The organism is Vibrio sp. J2-4, from assembly GCF_021728155.1.
In the GTDB taxonomy this organism is placed as follows: Bacteria; Pseudomonadota; Gammaproteobacteria; order Enterobacterales; family Vibrionaceae; genus Vibrio; species Vibrio diabolicus.
On record NZ_JAKKCN010000003.1, the window covers coordinates 682887 to 702591 of the forward strand.

The following is a 19705-nucleotide window of genomic DNA, read 5'->3' on the forward strand; positions in this document are numbered from 1 at the left end:
TCTTTTGAGATAGTTTACCGACTCATCAAATATCGCTAAGGTGAGGCTTCAGCCTTTACATGTAACAGGGGATGTTAAGTCACCATGAACAGTACGATACAAACAATTCTCAATCACCGCTCAATTCGAAAGTTCACCTCACAACCTATTGAGAGCGAACAATTAGAAACGATTCTACAAGCTGGCCTTGCGGCGTCTTCATCAAGTATGTTGCAAGTCGTCTCAATTATCCGCGCTACCGATAAGGAAAAGCGTACGCTATTGGCACAATATGCGGGGAATCAAGGGTACGTTGAAAGCGCTGCTGAGTTTTTGGTGTTTTGCATTGATTACCAGCGCCACGCAAGTATCAATCCTGATGTGCAAGCTGATTTCACCGAGTTAACACTTATCGGTGCTGTTGATTCTGGCATCATGGCACAAAACTGCTTACTTGCAGCAGAGTCTATGGGACTAGGAGGCGTGTATATTGGTGGCTTACGAAACAATGCTCAAAAAGTCGACGAGTTATTAGGCTTACCTAAAAATACAGCCATTTTATTTGGTATGTGTCTTGGTCATCCAGATCAAGCCCCTGAAGTTAAGCCACGTCTACCTGCTCATGTCGTGGTGCATGAGAATCAATATCAAGACCTGAATTTGGATGATATTCAGGCTTATGACCAAACCATGCAAAACTACTATGCAAACCGTTCGAGCAATCAAAAACAAAGCACTTGGTCACAAGAAGTCACCAGTAAACTAGCTGGCGAATCACGTCCGCACATCCTGCCTTACTTAAACAGTAAAGGGCTCACTAAAAGGTGATGACCACAGTACGATAGGATCAAAAAAGGCCTCTGAAGAGGCCTTTAGAATTTATCAGCAAAAACTCGCTTAGTTACCGCCTGAACCACCTGATGGCGGATCAACAGGATCAACTGGTTTGCCTGGCTTCGCATCTGGAATCGATGGCACTACCGGTTTGAAATCATCTACAGGTTTTCCTGCTTCGATCTCTTTTTCAACCTGGTTAACAACATCTTTAGTATCTTCTTCAGATATCTCTACGTAGATAACGTCACCAGAATCATTTTTAGGGTAATTTGGGTTCTTCTTAATTACCTCTTCAGTTACAGCTTTAGCTGCTACTGAAATTGCTTTCGGAGAAGCCGTAGGGTTCGCTTTAATGACATCTGAAACTACATTCGCTGTAGCAACCAGTTTAGTCGCTAATGCTTTTGTTGCAGCATCACCACTCTCATCTAACTGCTTAACTACACTTTCAGTATTGCGAAGCAAATCATTAACTGAAACGCCCATCGCATTGACATCAAGACCTAAGTCAGCAAACACTTGCTCTGCAACCTCGGGCGTGTAAATTGCACCTTCTTCCAAAGTATCCGTTACTAGAGTAGTAAACGGTGAACCTGTTACAGGTGCATCTGCTTGCGCTAGACCTTTTGGAATTTTGTAATCAGTTGTAATACGTTTACCATTAGATGCATCTACACTCTTATCAGTGTGCTTTAATGTGAAAGTACACTCACTAGGAGCACTAACTACATCTATGTGACTAATGCGCGCATAGCCAACCATACCTTTGTAGTTTGTTGTCAGTTCATCAGCCTTACCTTTTAAATCTCCACCACAGTCGTAAGAGACTTCCATGCCGATAACAGCTGGATCATAAGCCTGTACTGAGTATGTTTTTACCTCAGGATCGCTGTCACTACCACAACCTGCTAGTAGGACTGCAGCCACACTTGCCGTTAAAAGTTTGATTTTCAAAATTAGCTCCAATATTTGTTGTTATATCCGACCGCAACAGGAAGCATAACGGCAGTTGCATATGGTGTAAATAGGATGCATACAACTTTGGCATGAGTTTTTTCACATTCCTGCCTGTTTACATGTGCAAAATCATGCATTCATCTCAATAACGCTAAATAGACATAATTTTGTCATGTATTCGTAAGTATTTTTTAAGTATGTAGTTGCCTTTATTGCAACCAGATGGATAATGGTTGACTATTTTTGTGGGGTAGATTTTTCACCTTCATAAATGAAACTAAGAGCTCTAAGTCGCTAGCAGCCATTTGGAGTGTTTATTACACAAATAATTCTGAATGGACTCGCTTTCTAAAGGCTTAAAACTGCAGTAAATCGTCAACATTGATGAAATGCAGTTCAATTAGAATGAATCAATTTCAGTCGGCAAACTTTCTTTCGGTAGTTATAAACCAATGAACACATTTAATAAATTTTTGGGGATATCAGTACTTCCTATCCTTCTTACAGGGTGTACTCTGCCTGGTAGCCATCTTTCGGTCAGTGACAAAACAGTAATGAGCACTGAATCGAGTGATATAGAATCGCAGGTTACGGTTTATCCTTTAACTTTGGAGCGAGTGACCTCTTTAAATTCAATAGATCCTTTTTCAAAGCCAAATCCAGAGTTAGATATTGAAATCGCCAAGTATGAATACGAAGTAGGACCTGGTGATATCTTAAATATTACTATTTGGGACCACCCAGAGCTCACGATCCCAGCTGGCTCATATCGTAGTTCAGCCGAAGCAGGTAACTGGGTGCATTCGGATGGCACGATCTTCTACCCTTACATTGGCGTTGTACACGTTGAAGGTAAAAACGTTCGCCAAATTCGTGCAGACATTGCCAACCGTCTTGCAAAATACATTGAGAGCCCGCAAGTCGATGTAAGCGTTGCAGCATTTCGCTCTAAAAAGACTTATGTGACTGGCGAAGTGAACAAGCCAGGGCAACAACCAATCACAAACATTCCTCTTACACTTCTTGATGCCGTGAATAGAGCAGGCGGACTGGCAGCCGAAGCCGATTGGCGTAATGCAACACTGACGCGAAACGGTGTGGTTGAAAATGTCTCTTTGTATGCTCTGATGCAACAAGGCGACTTAACTCAAAACCGTCTTCTAAAGCCAGGTGATATTGTTCATATTCCCCGTAACGATGCACAAAAAGTATTTGTTATGGGCGAAGTTAACGATCCAAAACTACTCAAAATTGATCGCAGCGGTATGAGCCTTACTGAAGCTCTAAGTAGCGTTGGTGGTATTAATGAAATCTCCGCCGATGCTACTGGCGTTTTCGTCATCAGACGTTCAAAAGAAGAAGCTAAAATGGCGGACATTTATCAGTTGGATGTTTCTGATGCTTCTGCTTTGGTGATTGGAACAGAGTTTGATCTCAACCCATACGACATAGTCTATGTAACAGCCGCGCCTGTTAGCCGTTGGAACCGCGTTATTGCTCAACTTGTTCCAACCATTTCCGGCTTTAACGAATTAACCGAAGGTGTACTACGAGTACGCACTTGGCCGTAAAAACGACGTGCCGCAAGAAAGTTATCTCTTGCGGCATGCATTCAATAGTTACGTAGCTCAATTGTGCAATATAAAGAAGCAAGCAATTCAGTTGGGATCATAGGCATACAATTTAAAATAGGGTAAGCATTTGTTTTCTAATATTCTTGTCGTCTGTGTAGGTAATATTTGCCGCTCTCCAACAGGAGAGCGGCTTTTGCAGTCTTTACTACCAAACAAACATGTCGCGTCAGCGGGAATCGCGGTGGATAAAAGTCATTTAACAGGAAAAGCTGCTGATGATATGGCAACCACCATCGCGAACGAACATGACGTAAGCTTAGATGGACACGAAGCACGACAATTAACACCTGAGCTTTGCGCTCAATACGATCTGATATTGGTTATGGAAAAAGGTCATTTAGAAGCCTTAACCAAAATCGCTCCTGAGGCACGAGGCAAAACGATGCTGTTTGGACAATGGATAAATGAAAAAAACATCCCTGATCCATACAGACAAAGTAGAGAAGCCTTCGAACATGCTTATACGCTTATAGAAAAAGCAGCAAAAGCGTGGTCTCAAAAACTATAAGCCGCAAGGCTAAATAAACGCCAATGGCAAGGTATTTAAGAAGTTAAAGTAATGACAACACAAACTATTAAGCAATCACGTCAAGCAGACGATGAGATCGATTTGGGAAAGTTATTTGGGATCATTCTTGATGCCAAATGGCTCATTCTATGTACCGTAGTCCTATTTTCAATTATAGGCGTCGGCGTTGCCATTCTATCAACACCTATCTACAAAGCTGACGCTCTTATCCAAATTGAAAGTAAGAGCTCCGGTGGTATTTCAGCGATGGTTGGTGATATGGGAGAGCTGTTTTCAGCAGAGTCATCAGCGACAACAGAAATTGAGATCATTAAATCTCGTATGATTTTGGGTGGTACAGTTGATAAGTTCAACTTAACCACGGTCGTCTCTCCGAATTACATACCTATCGTCGGTAAGGGCTTAGCTCGACTGCAAGGCGAACAAATCAGTCTGAGCGTTTCAAGATTTAATACCCCTTCTTACGCAGTTGGAATTCCTCTAACTCTCGAAGTTATTGATGCTGAAAAACAGACGTTCAGACTTATAGAAGATGACAATAACGTCATTTTAGAAGGTAAGGTTGGCGAGCTCATTGAAAAGAACGGCTATCAATTCTTAGCTACAGAAATGATAGCGCAAGACGGCGCATCGTTTACCGTGAGTAAAGTCAGCAAATTAGATGCAATCAATGCACTGCAACAAAACTTATCGATTAGCGAACGTGGTAAGCAAACCGGGATTATTTCTTTAAGCTTCTCTGGTGAAGATCGCGCTAAGATTCAAGCTATCTTGAACGACATTAGCCAGAACTACTTCTTGCAAAACGTTCAAAGAAACTCAGCAGAGGCAGAGCAAAGTCTCGAGTTCTTGAAAGGCCACCTTCCAGACATCAAAACAAAACTGACCGCTTCTGAAGACGTTTTAAATCGATTCCGTCAAGAAAATGAATCTATCGACTTAGGCCTTGAAGCTCAATCAACGCTGAAAGTGATGGTTGAATTAGAAGCGCAGTTAAATGAGCTTACATTCAAAGAGAGTGAAATCAGCCAGCGCTTTACACAAGATCACCCGGCTTATAAGTCTCTGCTTGATAAACGTGAGACGCTACTCAAAGAGAAAGAGCGTCTTAATAAACAAGTTCAAAAGTTACCGAAAACACAGCGTGAAGTTCTACGCATGACGCGCGATGTAGAAGTAAACCAACAAATCTACATCCAGCTATTGAACAAGGTTCAAGAGCTCAACATCATTAAAGCAGGAACCGTTGGCAACGTTCGAATCTTAGATAACGCTCAATCGTTCTCTAAGCCAATCAAGCCGAAAAAGGCGCTTATCGTTGTGCTAGCCACACTGCTTGGCGGCATGGCAGGCGTGGCTTTCGTATTAATTCGTGCGGCATTCCACCGTGGTGTAGAAACACCAGATCAAATTGAGCAGATTGGTATGCCTGTTTACGCTAGCGTTCCAAAATCTATTCAACAACTGGAATTTGCAAACAAGCTTAAACGAAACAAAGGCAGCAACGATGAGCTAGTCCTTCTTGCTGAAGCTAACCCGGCCGATCTTTCCATCGAGGCCCTGCGTAGTCTTCGTACTAGCCTGCACTTTGCGATGATGGAAGCGAAGAACAATGTTCTTATGATTTCAGGTCCAGCACCATCTATCGGTAAAACGTTCGTATCGACAAACTTTGCAGCCGTCGCTGCGAAAACAGGTCAGAAAGTACTGCTTATCGATGCAGATATGCGTAAAGGTTATTTGCAGCAATGTTTTGGTTTACGTTGGGATAACGGCCTTTCTGATTATTTGAGCGGCAAGACATCCCATAGCAATATCATTAAATCAACATCCATCGACAATCTAGATGTGGTTACTCGTGGCCAAGTACCACCAAACCCGTCAGAGCTTTTGATGCATCCTCGCTTTAAGAGCTTTGTTGACGAAATGTCGGCGCAGTACGATCTTGTGATCATCGATACGCCGCCTGTACTCGCGGTTACCGACCCAAGCATTGTTGGTGCAATCGCTGGAACAACACTGATGGTAGCTCGTTTTGATCAAACGACTTTGAAGGAAATTGAAGTCGCACAAGGTCGCTTTGAACAATCCGGCGTGGAAGTAAAAGGCGTAATTCTAAACGCCGTAGAGAAGAAAGCGTCAAACTCATACGGATATGGTTACGGTTACTATAACTACGCTTACAAGAGCGAGTAATTAATATCTACATGTATTACAAAGCCCTGCTAGACCTAGCAGGGCTTTTTTATTACTGGATCCTGTAATGCATATCTACTAGAAAACGGATGGTTGTTAGCATCTACATAGGCATTGGCTGTCAAACTATTCAGCACTTCTTTAATGGGGCTGATATTTTGTGATGCGGTTCTCTCATGAATAGTTGCATGATGGATTGTGAAACTCTACTATCAGTCTGCTCACGCCTAAAGCCCCCAACACTCGCGGAAAGAACTTGGTTCACGGCAACTCTTCCACCCTGCTCTGTATAGCAGGAACAATCTGTTTTTACCTTCTTTTTAGCTTCTATTTAGGCGAGTGTGGAAGAGATAAGAAAGGTGAAGAATGAACTCTACAAATAGCTTCTTAATCAACATTAACCAACAAAAGTCCGTTGCAAAAAAAAGGCTCAAAGCTATACGTCAACACGATGATGAGATGTTGGATCGAGTTAAGCGATTTCACTCCAAACCAGAATCATTAGCTCCCAATACAATTCAATTAGCTGACGTTCAACATTCGCTAGCCAGAGAATTAGGTTTACCAAGTTGGAGTAAATTAAAAGCGCATGTCGAAGAGTTAGAAGCTCACAAAGACGCCATCAAAAAACACTTCCCTCCTCTTGATAGCGAGCTAAAAACGCTCCATGTCCGCTGTGGGCATGATATTCAGCAACGGCTTAAAGACAGCGGATTCGAGGGAACGTTTTTAGCCCTAATAGATCCGCTTTGTATTGGCCCCATACCAGCAACACCACAAAACTTCCTTGCCATTCGTGCCCAATATGTCGTAGAGACTCTGCTGCCCGTGATGAAGCGTGAAGATTCAGTGCAAGATATTGTCAAATTTGAGCAAGCTAATATTGATACGCTGCTCAGTGATACATTTGAACGAATCGTCTTTTGGGTCGAACATGACAGCTATGACCAATTAATGCTGCTTCGAGCCCTAACGTTGTTAGAGAATGTAGAAAACAAGGTGATAGAGATCATTGAGTTGAACCAGTTCCCTGGCACTGAGCGATTCATCGGTTTAGGGCAGTTGCCTAAAGAGGCTATTCGCGCATGTTGGCAATACCGTAAACCCGTGACAGCCAAATTATTCAGTCAGGCTAAACATTCCTGGCACGCTGTCACATCACCGGCACCCATCTCTATGGTTAATTTGATCGAGCAGCATGATCTAGATTGCTTACCTAACATGCTCAACGTGCTAATACGCCATATGCAAGAGTTACCTCATTCACAAACAGGATTAAGCTTGACTCAGCAGATTGCATTAGAGGTCCTAAGTTCTCAAAATCGTTCAATTCTCATCAAAGATTGGTTTGAGCAATATCAACAACGTGAACCTCTACCTTACCTGGGCGATGTGATGTTTTACGCCTTACTCCTCCCTCTAGCACAATGTCAAACGCCTTTAATCACGATTGAGTCACGTGAAAGGGACTGGTGGGAACAGAGCGTCCATATCACTGAGGCTGGTCTACATTGTTTGGAAGGCTTTATACGAGCGAAGCAATACTATTGGATTGGGGGCATTGGCAATACCCCTCAGAATAATTGGAGTTGGAATCACCTCCAATTATCTACATTGGCCAACCATCATTAATCAGCGGATAGGTAACATAAGCAGGGGCATAGACGGCTCGTTAGTTCCTTATGTTCAGCCCAATACAAAAACAATCAAAAAGAGACGGCTTCTAGCCTGAATAAAATCTAGATAGTTATGCAAGAGCAACATTCCTTAGAGATAATATGCACTCCATTTACTACTAAAAATAAATGTAAATACTCTTTCTTATCGGTTGTATGTTCGATAAAAGTGTTAAAATACAAACTTTTCGACCAGTCAAATAGTTAATATTTGGTTAAAACTCTATTTTTATTAGTGATAAAGTTCACATCTATTAACCATTTAGAGGATTATTCTTTCGTATTTTCTCACTCCACTGCTACTCTGCTCGCCGCTTTGAAGTGAACTCAAGGTGCATAACTATAAGGAGTGTTCTCATGAATACCAAGAAACCGATGTCGCTAACCAGCCGCGTAATTTTGGGTATGGTAGCGGGTATCTTGACAGGATTTGCAATTCGCACACTTTTTGCCGGCAACGGATTTGTCGACGCATACATTGTTAATGGATTATTTGAAGTTGGTGGACAGATCTTCGTCGCCAGCTTAAAAATGCTCGTAGTACCTCTAGTGTTTGTTTCACTAGTTTGTGGTACTAGCTCCCTCAAAGACCTTTCTACACTGGGTCGCATGGGTGGTAAAACCCTCGCTTTCTACGTTACAACAACGGCTATCGCGATTACGCTTGCTCTAACTATGGGTACTCTGTTCCAGCCAGGTGCTGGCGCTGACCTAACCGCAGCAAGTTCATTCAAATCAGCAGAAGCACCATCTTTGGGTCAGGTGATCATCGATATGTTCCCAACCAACCCTATCAGTGCGATGGCTGAAGGTAAAACCCTGCAAGTTATTGTGTTCGCAGTGCTATTTGGTATCGCGATCAGCGCAGCAGGCAAACCTGGTGAACGTATTGCAGCGTTCTTCTCTGATCTGAATGAAGTGATCATGAAACTGGTTGCGATTTTGATGAACTTGGCGCCTTATGGTGTGTTCTTCTTAATGGCGAAGCTATTTACTGGTCTTGGTCTGGGCGCAATCGTCAATCTGGCGGAGTACTTCTTAGTACTGGCGGGGACGCTTGTCCTGCACGGCCTAGTCACTTACAGCTTAATGTTAAAAGGTTTCACTGGTCTAAATCCAATTACGTTCCTACGTAAGATGGAAGACGCGATCATGTTTGCTTTCTCGACCGCATCATCAAACGCGACGATTCCAGTGACAATGGAAACGGCTAAGCACCGTATGGGGGTTGAGAACCGCGTATCATCGTTCACAGTACCACTTGGTGCAACCGTGAACATGGACGGTACGGCGATCATGCAAGGTGTAGCAACCGCCTTTATTGCTCAAGCCTTCAATATTGATTTAACTATGGGCGATTACCTCATGGTAATCATGACAGCTACATTGGCATCTATCGGTACTGCGGGTGTTCCTGGTGTTGGTCTTGTAATGCTAGCCATGGTATTGAATCAAGTTGGTCTGCCTCTTGAAGGTATCGCGCTCATCATGGGTGTTGACCGTCTTCTTGATATGATTCGTACCGCGGTAAACATCACTGGTGACAGTGCAGTAACCGTCATTGTCGCAAAATCAGAAGGCGCATTGGATGAAGCTCGCTTCAACGATCCAATGGCAGGCGTAGCCGAAGAAGAAGTGCATCTTAAACGCGCTGACGCCTAAATCGTTTTACGACTAAGTTATCCTGTCTAAGAAAAAACCACCTTATTCTAAGGTGGTTTTTTGTTTCCATGTGTTGTCCTGAAATGTATTTACACATTGAGGACAAATTATGACTACTGCACATAACCCCTACGTTAAGCGAACCCCGCGTGAAAGCACACTATGCTTTAAATTACAGGTCGTCGATGCTATTGAAAAAGGCTACATGAATTACAAACAAGCCCAAGCAACCTATGTTATTCAAGGGCGTTCAACGGTTTTAACCTGACTAAGAAAATATGGAAAAATGGATTGGATACATAACCCAAGGAAGAACACCATGCATAAAAAACGAAACCGAAAGAGTTTCCGGCTAAAAAAATCCAACGACTTGAAAGAGAATTGGAAGATGAACGGGTGAAGAGCCTCTCCTTTAACGAGTTAATTGATATTCTCGACTCTGAACATGGGACGAATCTCATAAAAAAGTATCTCGCCTACTGTCCTTTGCTTCTCACCATAGAACACCTGCCTTCATACTTTGGTGCAAAAACTACATGATATTTATAATTCCATCGCGTGTGCGCTAAGCTCTTTTTGTATCCATTGGGACCCCTTTCAATTCTTAATTAACTCTGCAATTGCCAGACCACAAAACGTTTTTATCAAATTGAAAGGGGTTATATAACTGACTTATAGCTGTAAGCTTTACGGGAAATCCAGCCTAACTGGAGGCCTCTATACAAAAAGCCAACAGCTAACGAAGTTGGCTTAGTGTAAAAAATGTCAACGCATTTTAATACGAGATGCCCCCGCTAAAGGTGCTAATGTACAGATATAATTGCTTCTAGACTTTTCTTAGTTACGAATCGGTAAGTAGCTAGGTTATGATAATAATTCTTCTGAAGAATTAGAGTTTTACTAGTCTATGTTTATCATTTTGAAAATGACATAAGGGACATTTTCATCATATAGAGATACAAATTCCATTATTAAATTAAAGATCAAAACCAAATCGCGATAGGTAGTAGTCTGATAATTAATTTGGTACTAAGATACATACATCATAAATTCATGTTTAAAAATAGTCTTTTTTTATTCAGTTTCTCATTTCCAATACTTGCATTAGGTTTCAACGAAAGTATGTTCGGTTTTTTTAAGAAATTTAAATACACATTAAGCCCAGAGATAAAAGGTACTTTAGTTCTTGAGCAAAGACCTCTAGAAAATGTAACCGTTTACTTAGAAGCTAATTTTTTAAAGAATACTTACAAAAGGAGTTCAAGTACTAATGAGTTAGGTGAATTTCACTTTAAACCAGTCATACATTCTCAAAGGTTCAAAGAATCAGCTTTGAATCAAACATATTCATATATCGGAATATATACCTATATAAATGAAGAAAAGAAGTACATTTGGGAGTCCCAGTTAAACTACGTTTCACCGCCTATATTTATAAAAGATAACTTAAATAATCTTTACTGTGAGCTTAAAAATAAAGAATTCCGATATTTTTTCAAAAATATCAATCTAGATAATGCTCGAGATCTAATGGTTATTAGCAATTGCAATTTAAATGGATTTTTATATAAAACAGAGTTTACGGAGGATACATAATGCCGTCTTTAACACCAAAACTTGCATCAGAGATCGCGAATATACCGTATGGAGTATATCAGGGGCAAGGGAGACTAGCGTTCAAGGGACAAGGAGGTTTTGAAAAACACTTTGCATTTTCGCAGCAAGATGTTTTTAGTGGCCGAACTGGAGGTATCACAGGATTAGATCGTATACCATTGTTTAGAAAAGTGATACCTGGTGTAATGAGAACATCTGAAGCGTTTGCGGTAATTGGTGTTGGGAAAGGAAAATATAAGGGAGATTTAGTAATTTCCATTAGAGGGACGCAAAACGCCAATGATTGGGTAACCAACCTAAATGTAGGCCTTAAAGGCTCTCCAAATGGCTCTATTGCTCATGCTGGATTTATTAATTCATTTTCAAGTATCAAACCAAGTATAAAACAATATTTACAGCAATTCCAAAGTTTACCTAACCGAATTCATTGTGTTGGGCATAGTTTAGGAGGGGCTCTAGCTTCATTATGTTCTGATTGGCTGAGAGAAGAGTATTCATTAAGAGTGAATTTATATACTTTTGGCGCACCTAGAGTTGGTTTAGAACAATATTCCCGTAAATCTAGTAAAAGCAACGACAAAGTATACCGCTGTACTCACGGCGCAGATCCTGTACCTAAAGTACCTGTCTGGCCATTTATTCATGCGCCACATAATGGCGATGAGTACCGCTTAGACGCTAGTACTGGCTTTAATTTAAGTGCTCATAGTATGTCTAGCGAAACAAGTTTAGGGTATTTAGATAATGCTAACTCCGAAACGTGGGGAGCAATAAAAGTCAGATCTAACAAGTACTTGTATACTCCTACTAGATTTAAGTTTGAGCACAGAAACCAAGCATCATTTACAGAGTATTGGTCAGAAAGAATTCAAGCAGCATTAATAACATTATTAAAAGATACTGGCTTGTATTCAGCAATAGCAGCCCAAGCCACAGTATCTACTGGAATGACATTTTATGACATACTCGCTAGAAATATAGAAAAAGTAGCTAAAGCATCTAAAGTAAGAGAATTACAAGTCAAAGGGCTTTTAGGCCATATGCTGGTGTTTATTGGAAAACCAGTAACAGCAATTGAAGATATGTCTGCAAAATTTATTAGAAATGTTTTTCTTATGGTATTTGGAAAACTTTATCGAGCAGCACAAATGGCTATTAGCGCTGTACAATAAATTTTCAACTTAATCCGCCATCGAATTCAATTTTTCTCTGGCTCGTTCTTCGTGTTCTTTAGTGATGGCATTGCCGACAGAGTTAGCGGCTAACGTAAGCGCTGCCATGTCATCGGTAAAGCCGACGCCTGCTAACACATCTGGCACCATATCGGTTGGTAATACAAAGTAAGCCAACGCGCCACCTAAAATCGCCTTATGGCGAACGGCGGTGTTGGAATCTGTCATCGCGAGCCATGATTTGATACCCATAACGGCAATTTCTTCACCCGCTTTCTTAACCGACCCTTTCATTTTGCGCCAGAAGGTTTTCTCATCTGGCGCTTGCATCGTTTGATCTTTGGCGTCTTTCGGCGCCGATTTTACAGACATTGTTGTGGTCATCGTTGCCTCCGAAATTTATGACTGTGGCCAACATATTAATAAATCGAACCTGAACGCAAGATTAATAACAAGAAATGATAGTAAAGTGAAACAAAAACACAGATAGAAAAATCCCCAAACCGAAGTCTGGGGATCGTGATGTTGAGAACCAAGCTTTAGAAGGAGAATGCCTTATTGAGCAATCTTCTCCAGTACACGCATCAGCATTTTGATTCGTGGCTCGATAGACTCAAGCAATAAATACTCTTGATCGCTATGGAAACCTGCACCGATAGGTCCTAGACCATCCAAAGTTGGAACGCCAAGGATTGCCGTATTGTTTGCATCAGAGCCGCCACCCACTTCTTTCCAGTTGATGTCGATAGACAGTTCACTTGCTGCGTCTTCAACTAATGCCATCAGGCTTTCGGTTTGCGCGCTTGGCACCATAGAAGGTTTGTAAGCTTCACGAACCAACTCGATGCTAACGCCATCAACGAATGGTGTTTCCAGCATGCCGTTTAGCTTGCTATCGACATCATCGTATTCTTCATTACTCCAGAAACGCACATCCACGATCGCTTCAGCGTGCTCAGGGACGATGTTTGCGCTGTTACCGCCAGACACAATACCCACGTTTAATGTGGTGCCAGATTCGAAGTTCGTCATAGCATTGATTGCGAGAATCCAGTTCGCCATCTCGGTAATTGCACTGCGGCCATTTTCTGGCTCGTTGCCCGCGTGGGCTGCAATGCCATTAAACGTGATTTTGTAACGCGCCATGCCTTTGCGCGCTTTGACTAAACCGCCGTCTGCGCGTGCTGCTTCTGCCACCAATACGTTTTTCGCGTTTTTTGCAACAGATTGAATCCAGTCGACCGAATCTAACGATCCGGTTTCTTCGTCTGGGTTCATGCAGATACAAATCGACAGTTTATCCAACACCGCTTGGTCGAGGTTACGCATCGCGTACACAATATTCAGCAAGCCAGATTTCATGTCCGAGACACCCGGACCATACGCTTTGTCAGCGTCTTGAGACATAGGACGTAATCCAGCGGTACCGACAGGGAACACGGTATCCATGTGACCAATCAGCATCACGTCAACTTGCTCAGCCTCAGGCTTGTTTCGAACTTCAAGACCGATGCCCGCTCTGCCACAGTCGATGCGTTTTACGCTCCAACCTGACATCGCTTGGTACTTCCCTTCAAATTGAGAAGCGATGAACTCAATGCCATCAGTGGTGTACGTGCCACAATCGACATTGATGAGAGGACGAAGTTCTTCGAGATATTCATTGAGAGAAAACTGCATGATTGCCCCCTAAACAAACAAGTTCATGACTAGCATTGCGCCAAATGCGTTCAATACGGAAATCGCAATCATAATTGGGATATAACGACCTTCAGTACCGATAGGTCCCATAATTCGCCCCATGTACTGAACCTGTGAGCCCATTAGGTAAATTGCAGGCGCAAGAATCGCAATGTGCGTTCCGTTCAAGATGCCTTGGTCAAACAATGTGATAACCACGCCAACTGCGCCGCCCATCGACATCCAAGCACCAATCAGCACCGCAGCCGCTTCACCTGGCAAACCAAAAACTGCCATTACTGGAGAAAATACCGAGCCCATCAAATCCAACGCGCCAGTAATCTGCAACGCTTTAATGATGACAAACGCCATAAGAACGTTAGGCACAGTTGATGTTGTCGCAATAACCCAGCCTTTTTTAGCGCCTTCAACGAAAATATCTGTCACCATCGGCTTACTTACTTTTACGTCACTCATTACGCCGTCTCCTCTTTTAAGTTCTCAGATTTGTTTTGATCTTGCTTGTCTTCTTTACCTTCTGTGATGTTTAGGTAGATACGGAATAAGTTCGCGCCCACAATTTTAAACAAGAACATCACCACAACCGCCAAACCAATAGAAGACGTTACGGCAAGCGAACCATCCGCCATCGTCAGCGTAAACAGCACCGCCCCTGAGGAAAAAAAGTTAACAATGGTGGCACCAGCGGTGAACTGGAACATAGTGAACACATCGGTTTCGCGTTTGGTAAGATGGCCTTCATCTTTAAGCTGACGAGTCATCGCCGCACCTGCATCGGTACTTTGCAGCGAAGCGATAAGAGCCAAACCAGAGTTACCCGGAATACCCATAATTGGACGAAGAAGCGGCGTTAACAGTTTGCGTGCTGCTTCTAGTGCGCCATAGTGCTCAAGTACATTGATCATACCCAGTGCGAACATAACGGTAGGAATCAAAGTAAGTGCAAAAATGAAACCGTCACGTGCACCGCTACCACCAGTACCACGAAGCGACGTTGTTGCAACTTGCACACCGTCAGCCGTTTCGGTGACACCATAAGCCACCTTGCCGAAAGAGCCATTCAACGTGGTGAAATCAAATACGCCATACCATTCGTTCGATTGCATGAGACCAGAAAAGAAGACGACCGCAAACGCCAGTGCAACGTAGCCCCCCAGCGTAACCTTGCGCTCGGTTTGAACAGGATTTTTCATAACATTACCTACACATGTGGGACAGGACACATATGTTCACTCGAATAATGTGCTAGAGAGATGATCAAAATCAATCCGCCTGCCGAACATTCTAGCGACTCAGTTATGAAGTTTTGTTTTATGATTTTAATCACATTTGAAAGATAATAAAAATTTGTGCTAACAATTAGGTATATTAATCTATATCGATACCTCTGGACTTCTTCATCAATCAGACCAATGATTCCAACGAATATTGCTTTCTACAACATTCATGACGTACTTCATACTTTGGCATTGAGGCGATATCGATTAACTCGAAAGTAACATTCCATAATGAAATTTAGGTTAGGATTGTCCGGTCATATTCAAACGGCATAAACCAGAATCAACAGGACTAGGCAGCCCATTGTTACGCTCACAACCTAAAATAGCCAAGTGGACACTCGCCCTCGTGTTTTGGGTGGTGATGGTATGTTTAAGCCAAAATTCCGGCTTCTCGAAAAGCTGCCCTAAGGCTCACCAAATACAGAGTCAGCAAGATGAAAGTGTGAATTTATCACCATCTTGCGACCTTTCAGAGAAGCTAGTTCAAGCGTACCAACACCAGTTGGACCATATTCTTATTCCATTTTTTCTGTTTGCTTTGATTGTGGCGCTGCCGATGGCATCCACAGCAATTCATTATCTGGAATACACAGAACCGATACCGGAAAAGTATCGGGTTCACCTAAAACTTTGCGTGTTTAGAGAATAAACCTAGCAAGGCGAAAGATCTTCTCGCCTGACTTTTGTACGTATTTTATTCACTTCACATAACAAACAACGAAATCTAAAAGTTTTAGGAAATATTATGACATTCACTCGTACACTTTTGACGTTAACGATGGCTATCGTACCTGCCGTATCTTTCGCATCAGAAAAGACCGCAGAACAAAAGCTAGGGGAAGTTACTCAGATACTAAAAGAGAATCCTCAAATTCTTGATTCATTGCACCAAAACCTTCAAGAGTACATTGCGTATCAACAGTCATTTGGCGACACCTTGAAGGAGGTTCGTCACTATCTAAGTGATGGCAAACATTCCTCTTTTGGAGCTGAAAACCCTGAGTTAACCATTATTAACGTAACGGACTACAGTTGCCCTTTTTGTAAACGTTTAGAAGGAGAACTGGTCAAAGTTGGCAAAGAATATCCGCAGATAAAAGTGCTTAACCTCAATGTCTCTTTTAAAGAACAATACGAGAAAAACGGCTACAACTCGGCAAGTTACGCATTAAATGTTTGGCAAAACCAGCGAGATAAGTACGAACAAGTGCATGAGTTACTGGTGAAAAAACCGGGCGCACATGATGCACGTTCGTTAAAACAAATCGCGAAAAAAACGGGGACAGAAGCGCAGCTTGTCGACGACAAAGAGACCAAAGCACTGCTTGATAAGAACTATCAGTATTTCACGCAACTTGGTTTACGCGGCACGCCTGCGTTGATCATTAATGATCAAGTTATTCCTGGCTATGTGCCGTTTGACGAGCTAGAAAAAGTCATCGACCAAGAACTGGCGAACTAAAACAACAAAGCCCTTCCTTGATAACTCAAGGAAGGGCTTTTTATTTATCGACATAAAGAGCGTTTAGTTACTTATCACGTCCTACAAACGCCACGACGACTTTGTCATTGCCAAGCGAACGAGAGAAAACGTACGCACCTTCCTGTTCAATCACTCGATGCTGACCTGCGCCAATGGCAGGGTGTGCTTGACGGAACTGACCAAGGCTTTGCCAATGTTTGAGCAGCGCTTGCTTCTCATCCGATAGTTTCCAAACCATGTCTGAACGTGTGCCTTGGTGGAAATCATCCGCGTAAGGACCAATGTTACGACCTACTTCATCACCATAATAAACCTGAACCGCACCTGGGCTCAGAAGCAGTGCATTCGCGGCGTTACGCTGCATGCCGTAGTCTTTGAAGCGAGAGAAGAACAACTCCGTATCGTGAGAAGACATGTAACTGACTGGGTTGAAGTCTTTCTCGTTCGCGATAGTTTCCGCATAGCTTTGGTAAGTGTCTGCCATTTGGCTAAAGCACGCCGCGCCTTTGTCTAGCTTCTTCTGCATATCGAAGTTGATCAACGCGTCAAAACCATCATCGAAATAAGGGCTGCGATACGCGGTGTGTCCCCAGACTTCGCCCATCATCCAGAACGGCTGACCTGATTTGCCATTTTCTTTACGCCACTGCTCTAAGCTGTTCGATGCTTCTTCTTTTAGACGCTTCCAAACTTCACCTTCGACGTGTTTCACCGTATCGACGCGATAACCATCAATGCCGAAGCGTTTCACCCAGTCAGTTTGCCACTCAATCAAGTAATCCGAGACGGTGTAATTGTCACGAGCTTCTACGCGAGTGCCAGGGTTATTCAACAACCATTGCGGCGGCGTGACTGCTTTATTGGATTCAGTAATGAAATCTGGCAAGCCAGCAAGAGACATCGTAATGTCGCTACTGCCCGGAGCTGGGTAACCTGGCAAGCCGGTTCTTACCCAATCGCCGCCCCACCATTTAGCCCAGTTCGGACTCTGATAATCAATATTCTGGTGATAGCTATGCCAATTTTCACCCGCTTTTGGTTGCCAGTCGCCCCATTTCTTGGGCAGATCGGCATTAGGCTTTAACACCTCAATACCGTCAAATTGCAAATCGGCTAACGTTGAGTAACCAGTGTGGTTGATTACTGCATCCATCAAGACTTTGAGGCCACGTTTGTGCGCCTCTTCCACCAGCGTTTTCAAATCTTCTTCGTTACCGAAGTTCTCATCAATCTTGGTGAAATCGCGCGTCCAGTAGCCGTGGTAAGCATAAAACGGGAATGAGCCACTATCGCCACCACCGACAAAGCCGTGCACTTGTTCAACGATTGGCGACAACCAAATCGCGTCTGTACCTAGGCTCTTAATGTAATCCAGTTTCTCAATCACGCCTTTAAGGTCACCGCCGTGGAAAGTACCGATCTCTTCTTTGCCGTCTTTTTTGCGACCATAGCTGTTGTCATTGCTCGTATCAGCATTGTTGAAACGGTCAACCATCACGAAGTAAATGTTCGCGTTTCGGTAATCAAATGGCACCGCCTCTTTGGTTTTCTGCACAGGCTCTAGCAGCACTAGGCCGCCAGAGTCTTTACTTGGCGTCAGTGATACTTTCTGTTCTTTCACTTCAACCATTTGACCTGAATAAGCATCTCGTAACTTGGTGCCTTCAGGAAAGCTATCCCCCAGATCGATCGTCACTTCACCGCCTTGGTAAACCTCACATTGCACTTGTGGGATTGGGCGTTTGAATTCAGTTTTGGCGGCTTTCTTAGGTTCACGCTTAAAACGCAATGTTTTGGCTTCTGCATCAAAAGCAAAAGAGTAATCGCCGGTAAAGCGGATTTTTAACGGCAGTTCCGTTGGTTTTCCGCAGTTCAGCGCAAGAGGTTTGTTGAACTTCACTTTCTGACCATCGGGTGCAACGCAATCACCTTCAACGCCCGTGATTTTAAGCGTGTATCCGTCTTTGGTTAGAGGCACAACCAAAGACTGCTCTGCACTTAGCGGGAAGTCACGGCTGTTGGTCGTGGTAGAAATGGTGATGTTAGGCTCGGCGATGGCACTTGCCGACGCAAGCAGTAAAGTAGTGGTAATCAGGTTCAGTTTCATCGTTCAGTCCATTGGCAGCACATGGTAACCATGCACATTTATTAGTTTTATTCACACTAATTGTGCCTAGATAAGAAACTGAACACATCATTCTAACTGCCTACGCCCCAAAGGTCGTGACGCTTCACATTTTATTGATATAGGGGCGTAGTTCTATTTAAGCGCAATAGATTGAGGGAGTTAAAGTTGCACGCTGCCAAGATTGCTCATTTGATTCATCGCCCATCTTGTGCGGCGAGCAGTGTAATCACTTTGTGGATAGACTTTGATTCGATATGGGTTTGGCAACACCACGGCTAAACGCGCTGCTTGCCACTTCGAGAGTTGCTTTGCACTGACACCAAAATAATTCTGCGCCGCCGCTTCAGCACCGTAAATACCGGGACCAAATTCAACCACATTTAGATACACTTCGAGAATACGCTCTTTACTCCACATCAGCTCCATCAGCAAAGCAAAGTAAAGCTCGTAAGCCTTGCGAGCGTAGGAGTGAGAAGGAAACAAAAACACATTTTTCGCGGCTTGTTGGGTAATCGTGCTCGCGCCTCTCGACGGGCCATTGTCACCTGCCTCGGCAATCACGTCGAATAGCGATTCGAAGTCCAATCCATAGTGATGAGGGAATTTTTGGTCTTCGGTCGCAATCACCGCTAACTGCATATTTTTTGAAATACGCGAGAAGGGTACCCATTCGTGTTGGCTGCTGTCTGGATAGTTCTTTGGTGGCACAACAATGCGGCTTAACTTCCATCCCCATATTGGCGGATCGACATATTTCACCACACCAACCAAAACGACTGGGGCGATCAGTAATATCAACACCATTTTAAATAGAAATGACTTAAGCCTTTTCAACATGTGTGGCTCCCCAATGC

At 43.1% G+C, this 19705-nt stretch carries 17 protein-coding genes and 1 pseudogene; 11 read left to right on the forward strand and 7 right to left on the reverse strand.

All coding sequences use genetic code 11. The features are described 5' to 3' along the window. The first annotated feature begins 84 nt into the window (after positions 1-84). A complete protein-coding gene (nfsA, locus tag L3V32_RS13315) occupies positions 85-807 on the forward strand; it encodes an oxygen-insensitive NADPH nitroreductase (protein ID WP_237284473.1) in 723 nt (240 codons plus the stop codon). Positions 808-876: 69 nt separating this feature from the next. On the opposite strand, the gene L3V32_RS13320 is transcribed toward nfsA, so the two are convergent. Next, complete coding sequence (locus L3V32_RS13320; RefSeq protein WP_237284474.1) at positions 877-1770, reverse strand: hypothetical protein; 894 nt, start codon at positions 1768-1770, stop codon at positions 877-879. Positions 1771-2225: 455 nt separating this feature from the next. Here L3V32_RS13320 and L3V32_RS13325 point away from each other — a divergent pair, with 455 nt between their 5' ends. The 8 genes and pseudogenes from L3V32_RS13325 to L3V32_RS13365 all read left to right on the forward strand — a co-directional run bounded on the left by L3V32_RS13325 (position 2226) and on the right by L3V32_RS13365 (position 12259). Next, a complete protein-coding gene (locus tag L3V32_RS13325; protein WP_006740798.1) occupies positions 2226-3344 on the forward strand; it encodes a polysaccharide export protein in 1119 nt (372 codons plus the stop codon). Positions 3345-3474: 130 nt separating this feature from the next. Beyond that, entirely contained in the window at positions 3475-3915 is a 441-nt protein-coding gene (locus tag L3V32_RS13330) for a low molecular weight phosphotyrosine protein phosphatase (RefSeq protein WP_237284475.1), read from the forward strand. A 51-nt stretch (positions 3916-3966) separates the two neighbouring features. Further along, complete coding sequence (locus L3V32_RS13335) at positions 3967-6132, forward strand: polysaccharide biosynthesis tyrosine autokinase (protein ID WP_237284476.1); 2166 nt, start codon at positions 3967-3969, stop codon at positions 6130-6132. A 366-nt stretch (positions 6133-6498) separates the two neighbouring features. Continuing rightward, entirely contained in the window at positions 6499-7764 is a 1266-nt protein-coding gene (locus L3V32_RS13340; RefSeq protein WP_237284477.1) for a DUF1835 domain-containing protein, read from the forward strand. 401 nt (positions 7765-8165) lie between these two features. Then, entirely contained in the window at positions 8166-9470 is a 1305-nt protein-coding gene (locus L3V32_RS13345; protein ID WP_005397791.1) for a dicarboxylate/amino acid:cation symporter, read from the forward strand. A gap of 109 nt (positions 9471-9579) precedes the next feature. After that, positions 9580-9947, forward strand: a pseudogene (locus tag L3V32_RS13350) (IS3 family transposase); the annotation flags it as partial. 645 nt (positions 9948-10592) lie between these two features. Next, positions 10593-11066 carry a DUF6795 domain-containing protein gene (locus L3V32_RS13360; protein WP_237284478.1) on the forward strand — a complete coding sequence of 158 codons (474 nt, stop codon included), beginning with the start codon at positions 10593-10595 and terminating at the stop codon, positions 11064-11066. Next, positions 11066-12259, forward strand: coding sequence for a lipase family protein (locus tag L3V32_RS13365; protein ID WP_237284479.1), 1194 nt, complete (start codon positions 11066-11068; stop codon positions 12257-12259). The genes L3V32_RS13360 and L3V32_RS13365 overlap by 1 nt, the downstream gene beginning before the upstream one ends. A 9-nt stretch (positions 12260-12268) precedes the next feature. On the opposite strand, the gene L3V32_RS13370 is transcribed toward L3V32_RS13365, so the two are convergent. From L3V32_RS13370 to L3V32_RS13385, 4 genes are all read right to left on the reverse strand, one after another. After that, positions 12269-12643: a YkvA family protein gene (locus L3V32_RS13370; RefSeq protein ID WP_140348663.1), complete on the reverse strand. Its 375-nt coding sequence runs from the start codon at positions 12641-12643 to the stop codon at positions 12269-12271. A gap of 171 nt (positions 12644-12814) precedes the next feature. Continuing rightward, a complete protein-coding gene (locus L3V32_RS13375; RefSeq protein WP_237284480.1) occupies positions 12815-13939 on the reverse strand; it encodes a M20 family metallopeptidase in 1125 nt (374 codons plus the stop codon). Between the two features lie 9 nt (positions 13940-13948). Beyond that, positions 13949-14416 carry a YjiG family protein gene (locus tag L3V32_RS13380; RefSeq protein ID WP_005458317.1) on the reverse strand — a complete coding sequence of 156 codons (468 nt, stop codon included), beginning with the start codon at positions 14414-14416 and terminating at the stop codon, positions 13949-13951. Next, entirely contained in the window at positions 14416-15153 is a 738-nt protein-coding gene (locus L3V32_RS13385) for a nucleoside recognition domain-containing protein (protein WP_237284481.1), read from the reverse strand. Before L3V32_RS13385 ends, L3V32_RS13380 begins: the two co-directional genes overlap by 1 nt. A gap of 448 nt (positions 15154-15601) precedes the next feature. Between L3V32_RS13385 and L3V32_RS13390 the strand changes: the two genes are divergently transcribed. Then, positions 15602-15889 carry a hypothetical protein gene (locus L3V32_RS13390; protein ID WP_084742283.1) on the forward strand — a complete coding sequence of 96 codons (288 nt, stop codon included), beginning with the start codon at positions 15602-15604 and terminating at the stop codon, positions 15887-15889. A 96-nt stretch (positions 15890-15985) separates the two neighbouring features. After that, positions 15986-16702: a DsbA family protein gene (locus L3V32_RS13395; protein WP_150917523.1), complete on the forward strand. Its 717-nt coding sequence runs from the start codon at positions 15986-15988 to the stop codon at positions 16700-16702. 67 nt (positions 16703-16769) lie between these two features. On the opposite strand, the gene L3V32_RS13400 is transcribed toward L3V32_RS13395, so the two are convergent. Together L3V32_RS13400 and mtgA are read right to left on the reverse strand one after the other, a co-directional pair. Continuing rightward, positions 16770-18830: an alpha-amylase gene (locus tag L3V32_RS13400; protein ID WP_237284483.1), complete on the reverse strand. Its 2061-nt coding sequence runs from the start codon at positions 18828-18830 to the stop codon at positions 16770-16772. A 180-nt stretch (positions 18831-19010) separates the two neighbouring features. Beyond that, positions 19011-19688 (reverse strand): monofunctional biosynthetic peptidoglycan transglycosylase, encoded by a 678-nt coding sequence (gene mtgA / locus L3V32_RS13405; RefSeq protein WP_237284484.1) that lies wholly within the window; start codon positions 19686-19688, stop codon positions 19011-19013. Positions 19689-19705 lie beyond the last annotated feature (17 nt).